Below are 18,581 nucleotides of genomic sequence, written 5' to 3'. Positions count from 1 at the left end.
CCGGCGCCCCGAAGGGCAGCCGGCGTGGGTGGGTGGATCAGGCCGCGACGAGTTGCCGGGCCAGTGCTACCTCGACGGAATCACCGTCCTGGTTCAGCACGTCCAATCCCGACTCGGGCACGTCTCCCGACGTGCTCTGCGAGACCATGATCTTTCGCGCCATCAGCCCCAGGCAGGTCATCTGCGAGGAAGCCGCATAGCCGAGGTAGATCACGAGAACCGGCAGCTTCTGGCCGATGCGCCATGAGCGCCGGGCCGCCTGCTGCAGGCTGTAGACGTTGTAGCCCGACTGCATGAACACGATCGTCGGAAACTCCAACAGGTCGAGACCCGTCTTGACCAGCTCCGGGTTCGTGATCAGCACGTCGATGCCGCGGTCCAACTGCTCGGCGATCCAGTCCTCGCGGCGGGAGGCATCCACGCTTGCGCGCAGCACCGCCACCTTGAAGCCTTCCTGCTCCAGCAGCACCTTCAGGCGCGACGTGGTGTCGCGCGTGCCGGTGTAGACCGAATAGACCAGCGTCTTGCGACCCGCAGACTTCTCCTGCTTGCAGATCTCGATCAGCTCGCGCTCCTTGGGCATCACCTCCAGCTCGTTGAACTGAGCCGGAACGAAGGCCAAGGTCTGGCGCGTGCGCGGGTGCACCACCGCCTCCGACCGGAAGCAGCAATCCGGCCAGGCCAGCAGCACGTTGAGGACCACGCCGAGCAGCGTCGTGTCGCGCTTCGCCAGCGCTTCTTTCAGCGCTGTGGTCAGCCGACCTGACAGATCGCGATAGGCCGCGGCTTGCGCCGTGTCCATCGCCACCTCGCGGAACTCCTCGTCGTAGGGCGACAGCACATTGCCGCCGATGTCCTTCAACTTGAGGAAGACCGTGAACGGCAGCACGCAACGCAGCACGCCCTTCGGGCCGAAGCCCGGCGCCTTGACGGTGCGCACCGAAATCTTGTTGCCCTTGGCCGTCTTGTGCGCCGTGCCGGTGCTCTCGGAATAGATGTCCTTGAGGACGCCGTGATCGCGCATGAACGCCATCGCGGCCGAGGTCATGCTGCCGCTCTTGGTCGGGCGGTAGCCATCTTCGATCATTCGCCCCGGCAGGGCTCGGAACAGCAGGTGGAAAAGGTCGTCGCCGTAGCCGCCCATCAGCGTGCCGGTGAGCAGCAGCGTCTTGCGTGCCTTGGCCGCCAACACCCCCATCGCTTGGCCCTGTGCGGAGCCGCCGTTCTTGTACTCGTGCGCCTCGTCGGCGATGAGCAGGTCGAACGTGCCTTGCGGCAGGTAGCGCTTGATGAACTCGGACAGCTGGTAGCCGCCCTCGCCGAAGCCGAACTCCATGTTCGCCATCGCCCGCTCCATGCGGTGCGCTTGGCGATCCGAGAAGACCAGCTCGCCGTTGGCATCCATGAGGTTGATGAACTCGTGGATGTTGTCGCCGAGCATGGACGCCAGGAAGGAGTCGCCGAACTTGCGCATCAGCTTCTGCGCGGTGACTTCCCCGATGGTCGGGATGCGCTGCAAGGCTTTGAAGACGGCCGTGGACTGGTCGCTGGCGGACAGGCTCCTCGGTCGCATCAGCGTCCACAGCGGTGCGGCGCAATGGCTGCACCGGCGGCGGTAGTCCTCGGCTTCGAGTTCGACCGGGTTGATCGGCTCGCCGTCGAGGTTGGTGATGACCTGGCCGCAGTCCGGGCATGCGCCTACTTCGCCGTGCCGCGTGCGCCGCACGTTGAAGACGGGCTTCCAGTGGAAACCCATGCGCATCCGCACGCGCCCGAGCACGAAGAACTCCTGGCCGCGCGCCGGTACGCCCAACTGCTCGCGCAGCTTGATGAGCTTGACCAGCGTGTCCGGGCCGTTGAGCACCCAGACCTTGGCACCGGCCACCGTCTCCTGGATTTCGCGGCGCCACTTGTAGACCAGGTGGGGCGGCGACAGCACCAGAGTGCGGCGGTAGCCTTCGGCGTGCAGCACGGCGGCCGTGGCGATGCCGACGGTCGTCTTGCCGCAGCCCATCTCGCCATTGACGATCGCGGCGCGTTCGCCACGGTCGGCCAACAGCTCGGTGACGGCATGTACCACCTCGGCCTGCGCCTGGAACAGCTTGCGCTTGAGACTGGCCAGCACGAGCTGGCGGTGCGACCGGGCCTGGCCGGTGTAGACGGGAGGGGTGGCGCGGTTGAGCGAATCCAGCAGCTCGTCGCCGAACTCGGCGACGAAATCCTGAAGGCTCAAGGCCAAGGGAGAAGCGGCCGCTTCGAGCAGGTCGCCCTGGATGGGCGTGCTGTCGGCGGCGGGAACAACGTCGGTATCGAGGGACATGGTGATGCTCCAAAGAAAATGGGGCATGCACCTCCCCTGCGGGGCGATGGCATGCCCCGGGGTGGGAAGAGGGGAACGGCGCGAAGCCGCAGTGGAAGAACAGATCGACGGCGAACCGTCAGGGAACAGCGATCAGCGGATGGTCAACACCTCGCCGCAGGTCGGCGAGCCTGGTGTCATGTCCCAGGCACGGATGACCGGCACGAACTTGTCGGTCAGGATGCGCGTCTCGGCCACGGAGCCGTCGTCGCGTTCGGTGTATTCCGTCTGCAGCGTCTTCTCCTTGTGGGTGTCGCCCTTGACGACGAGCACGCGGCCCGTCTTGGACTTCACCACGCCGGAGATCGCGCCGGCAGCAAGCGCCAAGGCAAGATGCCAGTGCGACAAGGCCCGCGCCGGAGGCCGCAGCGATTGCTGCGCGGCGCCCAGGTGCGTGTCGAGCGTCGGCCAGAGCCCTTGCAGCCGGCCGACTTCATCGGCGAACTGCTCGGGCTCCATCGTCACGCGGTAGAAGTGCTCCGGCTCGGCCGGGCTGGCAGGCACCGTGTACGGCAGGAACGGCCATTCGACCGGCAGCTCCTCCGCTTCGGCGTCGCCTTGCCCGATCTGCAGCAGCAGCGCGCGCGTGGCTTTGACCGAATCCGATGCCTGGTCGCGCTGACGAACACGGCGGCCGAAGATCACCACCTGCTTGAACTGCGCTTCCACCGCGCGGTAGATGCGCAGATCGGCGAAGTGCCGGGTCAGCCACCCGACCAGCTCGGCATCGAGCACGTAGTGCGGCACGATGTAGATCAGCACGCCGCCGTACTGCAGCAGTGGCAGCGCCTTTTGATAGAACAGCTTTTCCAGCCGCGCGCGGCCCTGGCCCTGGTAGCCGACGTTGCCGTTGGTGTCCTTGGCCAGGTCGCCATACGGCGGGTTGAGCCACAGCAGGCCAAAGCTCTGCCGACTGATCAGCGTGTCCATCAGGTCGCCGTGGATGCAGCGATCGACCAGTTGCCGGGCGTGGTGCGCACGCTCGGCCTCGTACTCGACGGCGAAGGCCTGGACCTGCTCGCGCCCGAGGGCGTGCGCGGCTTCGGCGATCGCCACGCCTTCGCCGGCGCAGGGATCGATGATGCACAGCGGCCCGTTCGAGGATTCGGCGGGCGCCAGTGCGGCGAGTGCTCTTTCGAGCGTGGGTTCATCCGTGGGGAAGTACCCGTTCTTGACGAAGTTGCGGGCGAGCCGCGGGAACATGAGGGCCATGGGAATCTCCTGGCATTGAAGATGAAGGGATGCGGACATGCGCGCGTGCATGTCCGATGCGAAAACCTCAAGCCACCGCTTCGAGCGGTCGTGCCGAAGGGGTGCGGCTGGCGGGTGTGCCCGCGACGAGCGCGCCGCTGCGGATCAGGCCGCCCAGCACCTGGGTCAGCGTCGGCACGTCGATGGCGAGTCGATGGCCCTCCAGAGGTCCGAGGGCGAACGGCAGGCGCGTCAGCATCGACTTCGCCTGCAGCAGCTCCAGCACGGGTTCGCGCCAGGGATCAAGAAGCGGCAGCGGGCAGGTATCCCGCACCAGCTTCCACAGCCGGTCGAGCCGGTGCGTGGAATCGCGAGGCAGGAGCGCCAGCGCGCTGGCGTTGGCCTTGTCGGGCTTGACGCAGCGCCGATCGAACAGCCAGATGTTGGTCAGCGAGCCGAACAGCGTGCGTCGGTAGGCGCGTGCGCTGCGCTTTTCCAGGTTCTCGACGTTGCTGACGAAGATCGGAATGCTCGCGCCCTGCTCGGTGATGAGGTGGAACTGATCCAGTCCCTGTTCGTCCCGGCCCAGGGTAAGGCGGGCCAGGAATTCCTGGACGGCGGTGTCGCGCGCCCAGAGGGAGATGAAGACCAGGTTGCCGTTCTCGTCACCGACGACGCCATCGGCCATCAGGTCGGGGCATTCGTCGATGCGATAGAGCGTCTTAGGGGAAGAAGGTGCAGGCATGGTGATGTCCTCGAAGTGAGCGGAGACAGCACCGCCCGCGAGGGCAGTCACTGCCCCAGGGGGATGGAAGAAGACGCGGTGAGCGTCGTGGTGAAGAATCAGACCGTGCGTCGCAACGCGCCGTAGCCTTGAAGGTCTGGGCTACCTGGGCATGTTGTCGGCAACGCCGACGGACATGGGACATAGCCTGCGCTAAGGTGCGCGTGTCGCGGGAGCGGAAAACCGACCCGGCGCGCAACCCTGTTTGCTCTGGCGCATCGCCCGCGGCGCCGGAAGGACGGCCACAAAAGAAAACCGCCCCGGGGACACCGAGGCGGCAAAGATGACTGCTTGGCTCAGGGAGGAAAAGCCAGGGAGGTATGCAGTCGAACCGCAATTTTCGCGGCGGCAGCGAATTGCCGCATTAGGGTTACACCGAGCCAAACTGAACGTGGTGCGCTGGCAGCACAGCGCCGCCAAAGAAAAAGCGGACCATGCCGCGAGGCACGATCCGCTTGTGGGTCAGGCTTTGAGCTGACGCAGGCCATCCGCGAGCAGCCAAAGCGCCCGGTTGAGCCGGACGTTCTGGTCGATGCCCTGAACGGGTCGCGTGCGCTGCTGGCGCCCGTTGGCGGCACAGCCGGTCAGGCCGCCCTTGACAAGGTTCTCCTGAACCCGGTTGAAGACCGACCAAAGATCGGCACGGTTGTCGTCGAAACGACGAGGCCGCAGGATCTGCGTCTCCGTGATGGGCAAGGCCTTGCCCGACTCGTCGTACTTTAAGGTCAGCGCCGACCTGGCGAAGACTTCGGCCTCGCCGTCGTCGAGGGTGATGACGCGCATGGCGTCGCGCGAGTCCTGCACGCGCTCGAAGCCGTGCAGCACCTCGTAGGCGCCTTCGATCACGTGATCGGTGACGTTGCCCTTGTGGGGCACGCGCACGTCGGCGAAGGTGTCGCCGCACACCAGACCGTTGTGGCAGACGAATCTGAACATGCCCGCGAGCATCTGGTAGCTGCTGGTGCCGTCGTGCGAGTTGAGCAGGATGATCTCGTTCGCCTCGGCGCCGTTGATCTGGCTGGCGTGGCGAAGGCGCAGCATGTGCTTGGTGTAGTCGCGGCGATCCTCGTGTCGCACGCGGGTCTGGCACACCATGAACGGCTGGAAACCTTCTCTGCGCAGTTCGGTCAGCACAGCCGCCGTGGGGATGTAGCTGTACCGTTCGGAGCGGCTTTCGTGCGGGGTGTCCGCGAAGATGGATGGGGCCACGGTGCGAATCTGATCGTCCGACAACGGATGGTCGGCGCGCAGCACCGGGGAACGAGGGGCGAAGCGGGATGCGAGTTGCATGATGATCTCCTTGCGGAATGGAGCAATCGGCATCCAGCGGCCGAGGCCGGATGCGCGCGATTGCGTAGGACGAAGAAAAGCCCTGCTGAACAGGGCCTGATGAAAGGGATGAAGAAGTGCGCCGCGTGAAGGCCGGCCTATGGGTTCGGAACCGGCTCCCAGCCGCGGCTGTGCGGGTTGAAGCAAAGCGCTTCCTGGCCTTTGAGGATCGGCGTGAAGCCGTCGAGGAAGACGTGTCGCAGGTACAGCGCGCGGTAGGTCAGTGCCTGCCACGCCTGTTCTTCGCTCAGGCCGTTGGCGATGAAGTGCTCGCGCAGTTCGTCGTCGTCGGAAACCTCGTTGTTGGCCAACTGGTCTTCGACGAAGCGAAGCAGCTCGGGCGGCAAGGACGACATGAGGGTGTCCATGTTCGCCTCAGTCGGTGGCTGCATCGCCGGCCGCTTTGCGCGTCGGCTGCTGGTGGAAGGCATGCACCCTTGCGCGCCAGGTGGCGCAGCGCTGCGGCGCCATGTCGAGATAGCGCAGCGGGCACGAGTAGTAGTACGGGTGCTCGGCCTCGACCAGGAACTTGTAGCCCCATTCGCGGCCCTCGCTTTCCAGCAGATGGCAGCCGATCAAGGTGGCCGACTCGCCGGGTGCGAGACCCAGGACGCCGGCCTGCTTGGCGGTGACGCGCGCCACCGTCCACAGCACGTTGCCGACCAGCGTGTGGTCGATGACCTCACTGCGCGACCGCTCGGTTTCCTCGGTTGCGGTCAGCTCGCGGATCAACTGATCGCGCGTCAATCGAACGAATGTCCAGCCCATGGAATGACTCCTGTGAGAAAGGGCCGGAGTCCTCCCGCCGGGGAAGGAGCCCCGGCGGGTGGTGGAAAGCCGCAGGCATGCGGCGTGAAATGGCGATGGGATCAGACCCTGGTGAGGTGCCAGTCCTGGGACAGCGGAGCGAACTCGTAGCCCAGGTCGCCGAGGCGGTCGCGCTGCTGACGCAGCACGCGCCGATCCACGGTGGCATCGAGCTTGACGACATCGCCCAGCGGCCAGAGTGTGCCGAACAGCGCCGCGTCGCCGTCGTCGTCCGCATGGGCCGTAGCCTCGGCAGACGCAGCAGCCGGCTCGCTGCCGAACGGCGTGGTATCGACCAGCGGGTCGCGCGAGCTGCGCGCCTTCTTCCGGCCGGCCGCCTTGGGGGCGGTCGTCGGCGTCGGCGTGGCGGTCTGCGCTTCCTCGTCGATCGGATCGACTTCCTGCGGACTCAGCCGGCGGGCGTCGTCACGGCTCAGGGCGTCGATGTTGGACAAAGTCATCCCACCCAGGAGGGCGCGGATCTCAATGACCATGCGGCCGTTGGCGGTGTACGTGGACGGGCGAATCTCCGCGATGGCGAAATCGCCCTCGTACTTGCCTTCGGCGTACTGGTCGAGTTCGGCGTTCTTCACGACGAACTCGCCGATGGAGGTCGCAAGGCGCCCGACGTTGAAGTCGCCGTTACGGCCGTGGATGGTCTTGATGGCCAATTGGCCGGGAATGGTGATCATGAAGAACTCCTGCGGACGAAGCTGCGATCACGCACACGGCCGTCATGGCGACGGTCGCATGCGCACGCGAGTGGGAAGAAGACAAGGCCCCAGGGGACGGGGCCTTGCGGATCAGAACGACTCGGCAACTTCCAATGCAGGCGCATCGGCAGTGGCTTCGTCGGCAGCTTCGGCGGCGGGCCTGGCGGGCTCGAACGCAGCGGCTTGCGGCTCAGCGAACGTCGCGGGGACATCCGTGTTACGCACGTCGCGTTCGTCGCGTTCGTCGCGCTGGTCGGCATCGGTCGGCTTGGGCTCGGCCTTGTAGACGAGCTTGCCGTCGACCTTGATCCAACTGACGAACAGCAGGCGGGCCTTGAAGCTCACCCCCTGCTCGCCGGCACGCTTGCCCTTGGAGTAGGTGAAGGTGTCGGCCCACAGGTCGCCCAGACGGAAGCCGATCATCACTTTCTTCTCGGCATCGACCGCTTGGATGCAGCGGCGCACGAGGTGCTGCGCTTCGGAGCCCGAGACGCGCGTGTCGAAACGCACGTAGGCCACGTCATCGCTGGGGCCGTTGAGCGCCGCGATGTCGCAGGCCAGGAACGCATCGCCTTTCTTGGGCTTCACTTCGCGGATGCGATTGAGATACCCGAGTCCGGTGATGTGCAGGTCGAAGTAGGACTTGTCGGTGGAAGTGGTCATGGTGAATCTCCTGAGAACAATGAGGCGGAGACACACCCGACCCAAGGCGGGGAAGGTGTGGAACCCCCGCGTGGGTTGAAGGAACAGCTTGGGTGGCATCACCATCGGGAGAACCGATGGCTGTTCGCGCTGGGATGCCGGAGCGAACTGGTTGATCAACGCGGTCGGAACCGCGTCGCAGTCTTGAAGATCGAGACTGCCTGGGCATGCTGCTGACGGGCGTCAGCGGAACATGGCGGCAGCGTGGCGCCAGGCGCGCGCCCGCGCGAGCGGCAATCGGCACAGGCGGCTGTCCGCATTAGTGGCACCCTCTCGCCACCGGGTTGGGCAGGTACTGCCGCTTGCGGACCAGCATCTCGAAGGGCTCGCCCGCGCGGCTGGCGGTATCGAAGTCCACCACCACGAAGCCCGGTTCGATGGGCCGGTACTCCAGCCAGTGGATCGGCACTTGCCAGTGCTCGGCGCAGTCGCGCACGAAGCGCAAGGTGGCTTCCACTTCTTTTCCGGTGTTGGCGAAGCAGACGACGGCATCTGCGGGCAGGCCGCCGTTGGCTTGCAGCACGCGCCAGAGCATGTACGCGCTGGTGCGGCCGCCGCTGAAGCTGATGCAGGTCGGTTGCTCGATCTTGAACGGGTCTCGCATGCAGGCGTCACCAGGCGGTGGCACCGGCAGATGCCGGCGTGAGCGGCCCGAGCCGGACTGGAGACGAGCGCGTGCGATGCGGCCATGGGCCGCGGCACGAGATAAAGAGAAGCCCCCGTGAAGGGGGCTGGGAAGCAGTACGGTCAGTGGCCGGCCGGTGCAGCGGATACCGCCTGCATCGACAGGTGCGTGACCGTGGCCGACACTTCGAGGTCGTCCTCGCTGTGCAGGATACGGGTGAGGACCCGTTCCTGCAGGGCGAAGAACTCGCCGAAGTCGTCGCCGCCGAATTCGGCGCGCGCCAGTTCCCACCAGTCGTCGAACGCATCGACATCGGGGTTGCAGCCCACGGCGTAGGCGATGGTCTTGCGCCGCCCATCGGGCCGGCTCTCGCCGTGCTCGGCCATGAAATACACGCCCTGGTCCTTGACCAGGATGACGCGGCACTGGTTGGCCGCCGCCTCGGCAAGCACGGGCCGAAGCTCGGTGCCTTTGAATCGAACAGTCATGGAAGTGGTCTCCAACGGTGAAGGAAGAAGGTTTCCCGCCGCGAGGACGGGAAGCCGCTTGGGGACGTGAGGGGATCAGTGCTGGACGGGCTTGCGACCGGACAGGCGCTGTACGCGGATGAGGCGCCAGCTCCCGTCGTCGATCAGCCGCTCCAGCACCTGGCCCAAGGTGTCGAAGAACACTTCATCGACCCGCTCGACCAGCTCGCCTTCGCGATGCAGCTCCACCGCGTAGGTGTCGAGGCCGCGTTCGTAGAGCACGGTGACGCGCCCCTGGAACTTCGCCGAAGCGACGGTGAAGCCGATGGCCGGCGGCGTGGCGATGATGTTGCTGGGGCTCGGATCGACCACCGTGAAGTCCCGCGCGCCGGCATCCACCAGCAGGTGCGTGATGCGGCGGAATCCATCGGGCGCGGGCAACTGCTCCAGTTGGTGGATCAGCTCCTGCAGCTCGGGGCACTGCGGCTCGGGGATCGGCAGCTTGGCCGGCGCGGAACCCAGGATGAGCCGCTTCACCGTGTACGGCTGGCCGTCGGCGGTGAACTCAGTGCTCTCCTCGGGCGTATCCGCGCGCAAGCCGTCGAAGCGGCGCCGCGCATACGGTTCGACCTGCACCTTGGCGCCTTCGTCGGGCACGTCGGTGACGAGGGCCTTGTCGAGCACCGCGAACTCGGCCCGCCCCGTCTTGACGACGATGGCCTCGTCGGTGGTGGCGATGACCTTGCCCTCGAAGGGCTTGGGATCAACGTGGAAGCCCAGCGTCGAAACCTTGGGCTGGCCGTCGAAGATGTTGAACTTGAAGCTGCGGACGTTGGAAGGCACGTGGCCGCGAACCAGCGTCGGCATCTGTGCGCGGATGGCTTGGGTATCCATGGAAGACTCCTTGTGGCAACCAAGGGACTTCCGCCCGCAAGGGAGGTGTGTCCCTTGGGGGTGAGGTGGATGGACGCGACATGCGCCCGGAGAAGGAATAGCAACCAGCACGGCGAACCGTGCCGCAGCCTCGAAGGTCTCGACTGCCTGGGCATGCTTGCCGGCAACGCCAGCGAACATGCGAGCAGCGTGCGTCAGGCGTGGGCCAGCGACGCGGGGGAATCGGCACTGCGCGTCCACCGGCTTCGTCCAGAAAGAATACGAGCCCCGCGTGGGGGCTCGAAAGGTGGTGTCAGTCGTCGTAGATCGGCAGGCCGTCCAGCACCTGCGCATCGGCATCGAAGACCAGCATGCGCACGTCGGCGAGCGCGGCCAGGTGCAGCACGTGCATGAGGGATTCCGGCATGCCCTTCTTGCGATGCTCCTGCATCAGCCGCTTGGCCGTGATGCCTTCGACCACACGCAGGTTCTCGTCGGTCCAGGGCGTGGCGATCAGCTTCAACCCAATGGCCGGGCTGTACGGGATGCGGAAGGCGACGAACAGGAACAGCGTCGGCGTGGCGATGTCCGCCAGCTCGGCGAGGAAGCGATGCGCGTCGACGTCGAGGTGCGCGCTGCTGATCTCCCAGCACCGGCTGTAGTAGCCGGTCTCGAAGCGCAGGCGCTGCACGACTTCGCGGGCTGATTCCTCGGAGTAGGTATCGCCCACGTGCAGCGGCTTGCCTTCTTCCTCGGCCATGACGGCATAGACCACGTCGCGGGCGAGGCCGTGACTGCGGCATTGCGCTTCCAGCTCGGCAGGCACGGCCTGGTCTTCGGTGATTAGCGCGAAGTCGTCCGAGAAGACACAGCTACGCCGTTCGATCTGGCTGTCCGGTAGATTCGACTGCGAGGGATGCAGCGGCAGGTAGGTCAGTGGGCAGTCGTCATCGTAGGAGATGGCGAGCAGCCGCTCGACCGACAGGCCATCGTAGCCGCGGATAAAGGGATTGTTGTTCGAGTAGGACATGGGATTTCTCCAGCAGAGGATGGCCGAGGCGATCCCCTGCTGGGGATTGAACCCCAGCGGGTGGATAAAGTGGCAGCCGGTCAGTCGGCAGCGGTAGAGGACGGGTCGCCCAGCGCCTTCAACAGGTCGAGCAGGCCGCCATTCGCAAGCTGGTACAGGCGGTTGTAGTCGTCGCCGGTCGGCGCCTGCTCCAGGCGATCCAGCCGCGCATCCAGGTTGAGGATGCTCTGGTGCACGTTGCGGGCGATGCTCAGCGCGGAAGGTTTTCCGGCCGGCTTAGGTGCATCGAGCACCGAAAGGACTTCAGCGGGCGATGGGTAGCGGCAGTCGGGTCCGTACTCGACCGGGAACACCTCGCGCCCGGTCAATCCGGTATTCGGGGTTCCGCTGCTGACATGCAGCACATACTCGTCGGGCACATCATTGCCGGCGTAGTCGAGCACCACGATGCGCGGCTTGCGCACGTCGGCCGGCCAGCCTTCAAGGATGACCGCATCGATGTCGTCGTCGGTCACGAGCAGACCGATGGAAAAGTCAGGGGACATGAATCACTCCTTTCAAGAAAAGGAGGGACATGGCCCCATGCAGGGACGCATGTCCCTCGTGGGGTGGGAAGAAAAGAAGAACGTCGGCAGGCCGCAGCGCGGCTCACCAGCCGTTGTAGTTCAGCGTCAGGTCGGCGACGACCTTGCGCCGTTCCAGGTCGAGGCCGCCCAGGTCGGACAGACCCTCGAAGCCGCAACGCTTGAGCATCGCCCCGCCCTCGCGGGCGTTGTAGAAGCTCACCATCGCGGACAGGAACATCCGCTGGCCGCTGCTCAGGACGCCGAGGGCATCGTTGAGCATCAGCAGCTTCGGCCGCAGATCCCACTTGGTGGTGGCACGCTGCAGGCCTTCGCGGGTGCCGTCGCCGAACCATTCGGCTCCGGCGATGTCGACGCCGCGTTTCCACGCCTCGAAGAAGGCTTGGGGCGCGGCGGCGAAGTGCTGGTGTTCCAGCTCGATCTGATCAAGTACCTCTTGAGGCAGGGCACGGTTCATGACATGGGCTCCTGGTGGTTGGACATCACGGGTGGAGGCGCTGCTGCCAGCGGCCCGTTTGCAGGGCGTGCTCGGCGGCGTGGTGCGAGCGGAAGTAGCTGACCGACTCCCGCGAGACCGGGCCGTCCGCATCGGCGGTGCCGATGTAGTGGCCGGCTGCGCTGCACAGCACTTGCAGGGGCAGGCGCTTGCCGACGCAGGCCAGGGCCTGGTAGCCGATGGATTCGGCTCGGGCCTGTTCAGCACTCAAAGGTGCCGATGCGAGCGCAAGGGACATGGTTTTCTCCTGTTGGTTGAAGACCGGGAGCACCACGCCCTGACGGGAGCGGATACCTCCCGAAGGGTTGAACATGAAAAGCACCCGCGTCGTGGCGACGCGCGTCCGCGGTGGTCGGTGCGAAGCGGACTGGATCGGTCAACGCGGCGAACCGCGTTGCAGCCTTGAGGACCGGGGCTGCCAGGGCATGGTGCTGACGACCGTCAGCGACACATGCGGGAAGAATGAAAGCGCGGCGGCACTCCGTCGCTGATCAAACGGAACCGAACGCCGTCCAGTTTGGGCCGAGCGCTGGCAAGAGCAGCGATGCACGATTCCGTTCGCCCACGACAAAGGCGCCGAAGCCTCGCAAGGCTTCGGCTGGAGAGAAATCAATCCACCTGTGGGCTGCAAGCAGGCCAGGCCATCGTCAAAGCCATTCGCTGCGTCAGCAATCTCACCCGGCCCGTTTCGTGGCTGGGGCCGGCATCCTCTGGCGTGTATCCACACACAAAGGGAACCCGTTGTTCCGCCGGCGGGCACCGGCACCGAATACCGTCGACCGCAAACGGTCTCCTGACACCTCGCAGCCTTGCGGGCCAAGGCGTCAGGAGACCGCTCGCGGATGGACGGAAGCACGTCGATCAGCGGAATCGCGGCGAGCGCGATTCGATGGAACAATGACCTTCTCGCCCTGCCAGCCGTGATCGGCCCGTGCAGGACGCGCACACCGTTGCAGAAGGGAACGCGCGCTGGGGAGTCCCGCGAGGCGCGGGAGGTTTGCCCCGCCGTCGGCAGCAGCCGGCGTGGCAGAGGGAGATGGGGGCGTCAGTTCGCCCTGGGGCGCCGACGCGGTGGGCCTGATGCACGGCTGGATGCGCCGCGCTTGCCTGCTCCGGTATCTTCGACCGGCTGCGTGCCCTTGCAGTCCGGGTAGCGGCTGCAAGACCAGAACGCGCCGCTCCTGCCGCTGCGCTGGCGCATCGGTGCGCCGCACTGCAGGCAGCTCGGTGCGGGCGGCAGTTTGAGGTTCAGCGTGGCGCCGCGGTACTGCTGCACGAGCTGGGCGACCCAGCTCGATTGCTTGGCGATGAAGGTGTCCAGCGTCATCTGGCCGACCTCGATCATGTCCAGCGCCTGCTCCCACACCGCCGTGGTGCCCGGGTCGGCGATGGCCGCAGGCACGGCGTCGATCAGCGTGAAGGCGGCATCCGACGCGCGGATGGACCGACCCCTCTTCAACAGATAACCGCGGGCCAGCAGCCCGCTGATGATGTTGGCGCGCGTGGCCTCGGTGCCAATGCCCGTGGTGTCCTTGAGCTTCTGCTTCAGGCGCGGGTCGGTCACGAGCTTTGCGACGCCCTTCATGGCCTTGACCAGCTCGCCTTGCGTGTAGGGCTTGGACGGCAGCGTCTTCAACGCCTTCAGTTCGACCTGGCCGACCTGGCAGGCGGCACCTGCCTGCAGCGCCGGCAACACCTGTCCGCGCTGTGCATCCTCACCGTCACCGTCACCGTCACCGTCCTCGGGCTCAGGCGCCGCCAGCACCTGGCGCCATCCGGCCACCGCGATCTGCTTGCCGACCGCCACCAGCGACTGCCCGCCGCACGTGAGCTGCGGCACCGTCCGGTCGAACTCGTGGTGCGGCAGGAACTGCGCGAGGTAATGGGCGCGGATCAGCCGGTAGACGGCCAGCTCCTTGTCGCTCATCGCCGAGAGATTGGCCGGCTCCAACGTCGGAATGATGCCGTGGTGCGCCGTGACCTTGCCGTCATTCCAGGCCCGCGAACGCTGCTGGCGGTCCAGGCGGTCGATCAGCGGCCGCAGACCGGGATCGGTCTTGACCAGGCTGTCGAGGACGGCCGGCACCTCGGCCAGCATGCTCTCGGGCAGGTAGCCCGAATCCGAGCGCGGATAGGTCGTTGCCTTGTACGTCTCGTACAGCGCCTGGGCAATGTCCAGCGTCTCCTGCACGTCGAGGCCCAACTGCTTGGAACACACTTCCTGCAAGGTGCCGAGGTCGAACGGCAGCGGCGGGCCTTCGCGAACGCGCTCGGTCTCTACCGACAGCACCTGGGCGGTGCCGGCCGCGCGCAGGCGTTCGGCGGCCTGCTGCGCCACCGGCTGCTGCAAGCAGCGGCCGGCGTCGTCGGTGCTGCCCTGTGGCGGCGTCCAGCTTGCAACGAAGGACTGGCCTGCATGCGAGAGCGCGACCTCGATGGCCCAGAACGGCACCGAGACGAAGCGTGCGATCTCGCGATCACGGTCCACGACCAGCTTGAGCGTCGGCGTCTGCACGCGCCCGACCGACAGCACGCCGTTGTAGCCGGCCTGGCGGCCCAGCAGCGTGAACAGGCGGCTCAGGTTCATCCCGATCAGCCAGTCGGCACGCGATCGGGCGAGCGCGGAGAAGTACAGCGGCAGTGTCTCGGCGGACGGCTTGAGCGTGCCCAGGGCCTTGCGGATCGACGCATCGTTGAGCGCCGACAGCCACAGGCGCTGGATCGGGCCGCGGTAGCCGCACAGCTCGATGATCTCGCGGGCAATCATCTCGCCCTCGCGGTCGGCGTCGGTCGCGATCACCAGTTCGCCCGCCTTGGCGACGAGCTGCTGCACGACCTTGAACTGCGCCGCGGTCGCCGCCTTGGGCTCGACACGCCAACGCTCGGGAAGAATAGGCAGTTGCTCGATGCCCCAGCGCTTGTACTGCTCGCCGTAGCCTTCGGGCGGAACCGCTTCGACCAGATGACCGATGCACCAGGTCACGACGACACCCGCACCGCTGTAGCAGCCGTTGCCGCGTTGGCCGGCGCCCAGCACACGGGCGATGTCCTTGCCCTGGGACGGCTTCTCGCACAGGAACACGCGCATGAAGCCTCCTTGGAAGTGTGCGGTCATCGGATGGCCCCAGCTTGGCCGGGCCAGCGGATGACGGCAGCAAGGAAGCCGATTGGCGCAGACACCGCTTTGTGATCGGCAGGCGATGCGTTGCCGCAGCGGCATGCGCGAAGCCGCAACGGCTGGCGCAGCGGGAGCGTCGTTTCGGGAGGGCGGCTGGAACCCGGTGGAACACCCTGGAGCTATCCCCTGGGGATAGCTGGTGCATGGCGGGCGTCTGACGGTTGCTACAGCCGCCCCCTGCGGGGAATCAGCCCTTGGCCTTGGTTTCCTTCGACGCCTTCGTCCCCTTGGTCTCCTTCGGCGGCGGTACTGCGGCCTCGGGTTCCAGCGTCCTGGCGCTGAGGGTCACGGCCTGGATGCGGTACGGCAGAATGCCGATGCGGCGGGCCTCGATCTTGAAGGTCGTGCGCTCGTTGTCGTCGGCGTCCTCCCACTCGTCCTTCACCGTGCGGCCTTCTACCAGCACGCGCATGCCCTTCTGGTACAGGTCTTTCCAGTGGTCGGCGTCGCGGTGCCACAGCTCCACCGGCGCCCAGAAGCCGCCGCGGTCCTCGAATTCACCGTCCTTCTTTGGGATCGGGTTGTCGAAGTAGACGTTCAGGCGCAGCAGCCGGCGCGGCTCGTCGTTGCCGTTAGGGAATTCGCGATAGTCCGGCGCGGAACCGATGTTGCCCTCGCCGACGAAGTGCGTGCTCATGGAGACTCCTTGGGGGTGGTGGATGGAACCGACGCGGCATGCCCGTGGACACGTCGCAGGTAAGCCGCTTCGGCCTGCGCGGCCTTGCTGGCGCACTCCTGGGCCTGGCGGCCCAGCGTGTGAAGGAGGCTGATCTGCATGTTCAAAGCGATGCGCTGCAGCTCCATCGCGTACAGGTCGTCGATCAGCGAGGCAGGCGTCGCCGGGCGGTCGAGCAGCGATTCCCACAGCGCCACGCCCATGGAAGAACGGTCGTGGTTGCGCCAGCGCAGGAAGGTCGTGCCTGCGCCAGTGGTCTGCTGGGCCAGTTGCACGTCGAGCAGCGAGAAGGGGTAGGCCCGCGCCTGTTGCAGCACGCGCCGCTGCGCCAGCCCGATTAAGTCGTCGCGCAGCGCCGTGCACTGGTTGGCCCAGGCCTCCAGACTCCCCTTACCTTTAAAAGGCTGTAAAAGGCCTTTTAGGTAGGAGCCGTGTTCCAGGCGCTGGAAGTCCGCCTGTTCCAGCGGCAGGAAGCGCGCCGGTTGGCCGGTGGAAGACGATGCTGTCATGCCTTCGTGCCTTCGCCGTCATGGTCGTGGTCGTCGTCCGCCACGTCGGCTGCGCCAGCGCTGGGTGCGGCATCCGCGGCTGTACCAGGCTTGCCCGACCGCCGTGCGATCGGTGGCGCAAAGCGCGAGCGGCGCGTGCCTTCGAGCACGTCCTGCGGCAACTCGCCGAACTTCTCCAGCGCCGCCCGCGCCACCGCGTTCTTCGAGGCGAAGTCGTCGCGCGTCGCGCCGGAGTAGCGGTACTGCTGTGCCAGCGAGAACAGGCTGCGCAGCGCATGCGCGCCGTCGTTGAGCCAGCGTTCCAGCGTGCTGCGGTCGATCAGCGCGGTGTGGTGGGCGAGGATCAGCTTGCGGGCCAGGTCGTCGTAGTCGGCCAGCAGGTACACCGCCATGAAGCCGAGCTGCGCATTGACGAACAGCGGCAGCTTCACGGGCTGCACGTTCATGTTCTCGCCCAGCGACAGCGCGGGCGGCACGTCGGCCAGCGCCTGGTCCACGTGCTCACGCAGCGCCTGCAAGCTGTCCTTGGTCTGCGTCAGCTTGTCCTCGATGCGCAGCATCCAGAAATCCGAGTAGGGATCGTCCTGCTCGGCGCCGCGCTTCATCTTGTTCATCACGCTGATGTATCCGTTCAGGCCGATGATCCCGGGCCGGCCCTCGGCAGGCGCTCGGCCATGCCAGATGCGTGAAGCGTGGTGGGTGTGCAGCGTCAGCGACATCGCGCTGCGCAGCGATCCGAGATTCAACTGCAGGGGCGGCTGGGATTCATTGGCCATGGTGACGACTCGCGGTACGGGAACGAGCCGCCAGCATCGGCATCGCCCGGAAGGGCGTCAGTCAACAAACCGCAGCGGGTGCGCTCCCGGTTGTCGCCCCGGAAGGTCGCGTGTTCCGTCTATCCCCAGGGGATAGGTCCGCGCCGGGCTGCGACCGTGCGACGCATGACAGAACCGAAGCCGATGCCTGGAAGGCTTCGTGTCCCAGCTATCCCCTGGGGATAGCTGCTCAGGAATCGCCCAGGGTTGAACGCAGTTTCGCCAGGTAGGCCCGCGCTGCCTCGCGGCCAGGGCCGTTCGGCGCGGGCGGTGGCGGTGCAGACGGTGCCGGTGCGGCTGGCCGTGGCGGCGGCGCAGGCGGCGTCGATGGCGAACCGCCTTCGCCGGCCCAGGCCTTGAACTCGCCGCGGATCGCCTTCTGGATGATGCCGAACAGATAGCCGGCCGGGTTGCGTACCGCGCTGTTGCGGCAGCGCGCATCCCATTCGTCCAACACCGCCTGCCGCAGCGACTCGTCCACCTGCTGCAAGGCCACCATCGCGCCGCTTTGCTGCTCGTCCTTCAAGCGCAGCAGGCGCTCGGGCAGGCGCAGGTGCTGCAACGACTTCGCGCGCGGTACTGTACGTACTTGATTTATACGATCCATACGTACAGTACGGTCCTCCTTCGGATTCCGAAGTGAGCCGTCTGGCGCGGATTTCAGCCCTGCTTCGGATTCCGAAGACGGGCCTTCGAGATTCCGAAGCAGGCCGTCCTGGCCTTCTTCGGATTCGTGATCCACAGGCGCTTGTGGATAACTCGCGTCCGCCCATTCGTTGCGCGCCATGCGCTGTGCCAGCACCTGCAGCCGCGTGGGCAGCGTGCGGCCGTTGAGCATCGGGTCTTCGGCGATCTCGCGCAGGGTGTTCATGCCGACGATCTGCACCGCCTTCGCCGCATGGGTCAGCGCCTGGCCGACCAGGCCGAGGTAGTCGGGGTCGAGCTGCATCGCCTCGAAGGGTGTCAGCGGTTCGTCGTGCAGCATGTAGAGGTTGCTCAGGATGCGCCCGGTCTTCGGGTCGCGGCGCCGTCGCACCAGGCTCAGCCAGCGCGTCAGCCGCAGCAGCGTCAAGGCGCGCGCCACGGTCTCGTGCGAGGCCTGCGCCGCGCAGGGCATCGAGGCGAGGTAGGGGCGAAGCTGGTCGTAGGTCGGGAACGCCGTCACGCCGTCGCTCTGGAGCTGCAGGCGGAGCACCTGCCAGGCGTTGCGCTCCAGCGGCGTCAGGCGCCGGTCGAGGAACAGCGCACGCGGCACGCTCTCGTGCCGGTTGCCGCTGTAGAGGAAGCCGTCGCTGACCGGCGCGGCCGGCGATGCAGCAGCAGCGCCGCGCGGGGCTGGCGGTGTCGGTGGTGCCCGTGGCACCAGTTCCCGCAGCGCGTCGTCGAACAGTGCCGACAGCGCCACGGGGCCATCGCGCCGGGGTGCGCCGCCGGTCGCCATGG

Annotated in this window: 20 protein-coding genes; all 20 read right to left on the bottom strand. The window is 66.5% G+C overall.

The annotated features are described in order from the left end of the window. Nucleotides 1-37 precede the first annotated feature (37 nt). Entirely contained in the window at nucleotides 38-2,320 is a 2,283-nt protein-coding gene (locus HV742_RS08950) for a DEAD/DEAH box helicase family protein (protein ID WP_175144851.1), read from the bottom strand. A gap of 132 nt (nucleotides 2,321-2,452) precedes the next feature. Continuing rightward, complete coding sequence (locus tag HV742_RS08945; RefSeq protein ID WP_003454847.1) at nucleotides 2,453-3,571, bottom strand: DUF6094 domain-containing protein; 1,119 nt, start codon at nucleotides 3,569-3,571, stop codon at nucleotides 2,453-2,455. Nucleotides 3,572-3,638: 67 nt separating this feature from the next. Continuing rightward, on the bottom strand, nucleotides 3,639-4,295 hold the full coding sequence (locus tag HV742_RS08940; RefSeq protein ID WP_003454850.1) for a hypothetical protein: 657 nt from the start codon (nucleotides 4,293-4,295) through the stop codon (nucleotides 3,639-3,641). Nucleotides 4,296-4,796: 501 nt separating this feature from the next. Then, nucleotides 4,797-5,624, bottom strand: coding sequence for a DUF932 domain-containing protein (locus HV742_RS08935; RefSeq protein ID WP_003454853.1), 828 nt, complete (start codon nucleotides 5,622-5,624; stop codon nucleotides 4,797-4,799). A gap of 137 nt (nucleotides 5,625-5,761) precedes the next feature. Further along, nucleotides 5,762-6,031: a hypothetical protein gene (locus tag HV742_RS08930; RefSeq protein WP_003454871.1), complete on the bottom strand. Its 270-nt coding sequence runs from the start codon at nucleotides 6,029-6,031 to the stop codon at nucleotides 5,762-5,764. Between the two features lie 7 nt (nucleotides 6,032-6,038). After that, nucleotides 6,039-6,431: a hypothetical protein gene (locus HV742_RS08925; RefSeq protein ID WP_003454873.1), complete on the bottom strand. Its 393-nt coding sequence runs from the start codon at nucleotides 6,429-6,431 to the stop codon at nucleotides 6,039-6,041. 101 nt (nucleotides 6,432-6,532) lie between these two features. Beyond that, nucleotides 6,533-7,162 (bottom strand): DUF3275 family protein, encoded by a 630-nt coding sequence (locus HV742_RS08920; protein WP_003454876.1) that lies wholly within the window; start codon nucleotides 7,160-7,162, stop codon nucleotides 6,533-6,535. Between the two features lie 111 nt (nucleotides 7,163-7,273). Then, a complete protein-coding gene (locus HV742_RS08915) occupies nucleotides 7,274-7,846 on the bottom strand; it encodes an STY4534 family ICE replication protein (protein ID WP_059889453.1) in 573 nt (190 codons plus the stop codon). 298 nt (nucleotides 7,847-8,144) lie between these two features. Continuing rightward, nucleotides 8,145-8,489: a hypothetical protein gene (locus HV742_RS08910; RefSeq protein ID WP_003454883.1), complete on the bottom strand. Its 345-nt coding sequence runs from the start codon at nucleotides 8,487-8,489 to the stop codon at nucleotides 8,145-8,147. 143 nt (nucleotides 8,490-8,632) lie between these two features. Continuing rightward, nucleotides 8,633-8,998 (bottom strand): DUF3085 domain-containing protein, encoded by a 366-nt coding sequence (locus tag HV742_RS08905; RefSeq protein WP_003454886.1) that lies wholly within the window; start codon nucleotides 8,996-8,998, stop codon nucleotides 8,633-8,635. Nucleotides 8,999-9,073: 75 nt separating this feature from the next. After that, nucleotides 9,074-9,871: a hypothetical protein gene (locus HV742_RS08900; protein WP_003454887.1), complete on the bottom strand. Its 798-nt coding sequence runs from the start codon at nucleotides 9,869-9,871 to the stop codon at nucleotides 9,074-9,076. A gap of 292 nt (nucleotides 9,872-10,163) precedes the next feature. Beyond that, nucleotides 10,164-10,880, bottom strand: a complete 717-nt coding sequence (locus HV742_RS08895) for a DUF5983 family protein (RefSeq protein ID WP_175144850.1) — start codon at nucleotides 10,878-10,880, stop codon at nucleotides 10,164-10,166. An 80-nt stretch (nucleotides 10,881-10,960) separates the two neighbouring features. Beyond that, nucleotides 10,961-11,425, bottom strand: a complete 465-nt coding sequence (locus tag HV742_RS08890; RefSeq protein ID WP_003454889.1) for a hypothetical protein — start codon at nucleotides 11,423-11,425, stop codon at nucleotides 10,961-10,963. Nucleotides 11,426-11,528: 103 nt separating this feature from the next. Further along, nucleotides 11,529-11,921, bottom strand: coding sequence for a hypothetical protein (locus HV742_RS08885; protein WP_003454890.1), 393 nt, complete (start codon nucleotides 11,919-11,921; stop codon nucleotides 11,529-11,531). A gap of 25 nt (nucleotides 11,922-11,946) precedes the next feature. Then, on the bottom strand, nucleotides 11,947-12,198 hold the full coding sequence (locus tag HV742_RS08880) for a hypothetical protein (RefSeq protein WP_003454891.1): 252 nt from the start codon (nucleotides 12,196-12,198) through the stop codon (nucleotides 11,947-11,949). An 807-nt stretch (nucleotides 12,199-13,005) separates the two neighbouring features. Beyond that, the gene (locus HV742_RS08875; protein ID WP_059889451.1) at nucleotides 13,006-15,048 is read right to left on the bottom strand and encodes a DNA topoisomerase III; all 2,043 of its coding nucleotides are present in this window, start codon (nucleotides 15,046-15,048) and stop codon (nucleotides 13,006-13,008) included. 277 nt (nucleotides 15,049-15,325) lie between these two features. Next, nucleotides 15,326-15,775 (bottom strand): single-stranded DNA-binding protein, encoded by a 450-nt coding sequence (locus HV742_RS08870; RefSeq protein ID WP_003454893.1) that lies wholly within the window; start codon nucleotides 15,773-15,775, stop codon nucleotides 15,326-15,328. Beyond that, nucleotides 15,772-16,323 (bottom strand): DUF3158 family protein, encoded by a 552-nt coding sequence (locus HV742_RS08865; RefSeq protein WP_003454894.1) that lies wholly within the window; start codon nucleotides 16,321-16,323, stop codon nucleotides 15,772-15,774. Before HV742_RS08865 ends, HV742_RS08870 begins: the two co-directional genes overlap by 4 nt. Further along, nucleotides 16,320-17,099, bottom strand: coding sequence for a PFL_4669 family integrating conjugative element protein (locus HV742_RS08860; RefSeq protein WP_059889449.1), 780 nt, complete (start codon nucleotides 17,097-17,099; stop codon nucleotides 16,320-16,322). The genes HV742_RS08865 and HV742_RS08860 overlap by 4 nt, the downstream gene beginning before the upstream one ends. A gap of 229 nt (nucleotides 17,100-17,328) precedes the next feature. Next, entirely contained in the window at nucleotides 17,329-18,579 is a 1,251-nt protein-coding gene (locus tag HV742_RS08855) for an STY4528 family pathogenicity island replication protein (RefSeq protein ID WP_059889447.1), read from the bottom strand. Nucleotides 18,580-18,581: the final 2 nt, after the last annotated feature.

The sequence above is a fragment of the Achromobacter ruhlandii genome (assembly GCF_902859695.1).
Lineage (GTDB): Bacteria > Pseudomonadota > Gammaproteobacteria > Burkholderiales > Burkholderiaceae_B > Achromobacter > Achromobacter ruhlandii.
Note: the sequence above shows the minus strand (reverse complement) of the source record. Positions and strands in the feature narration are given on the sequence as shown.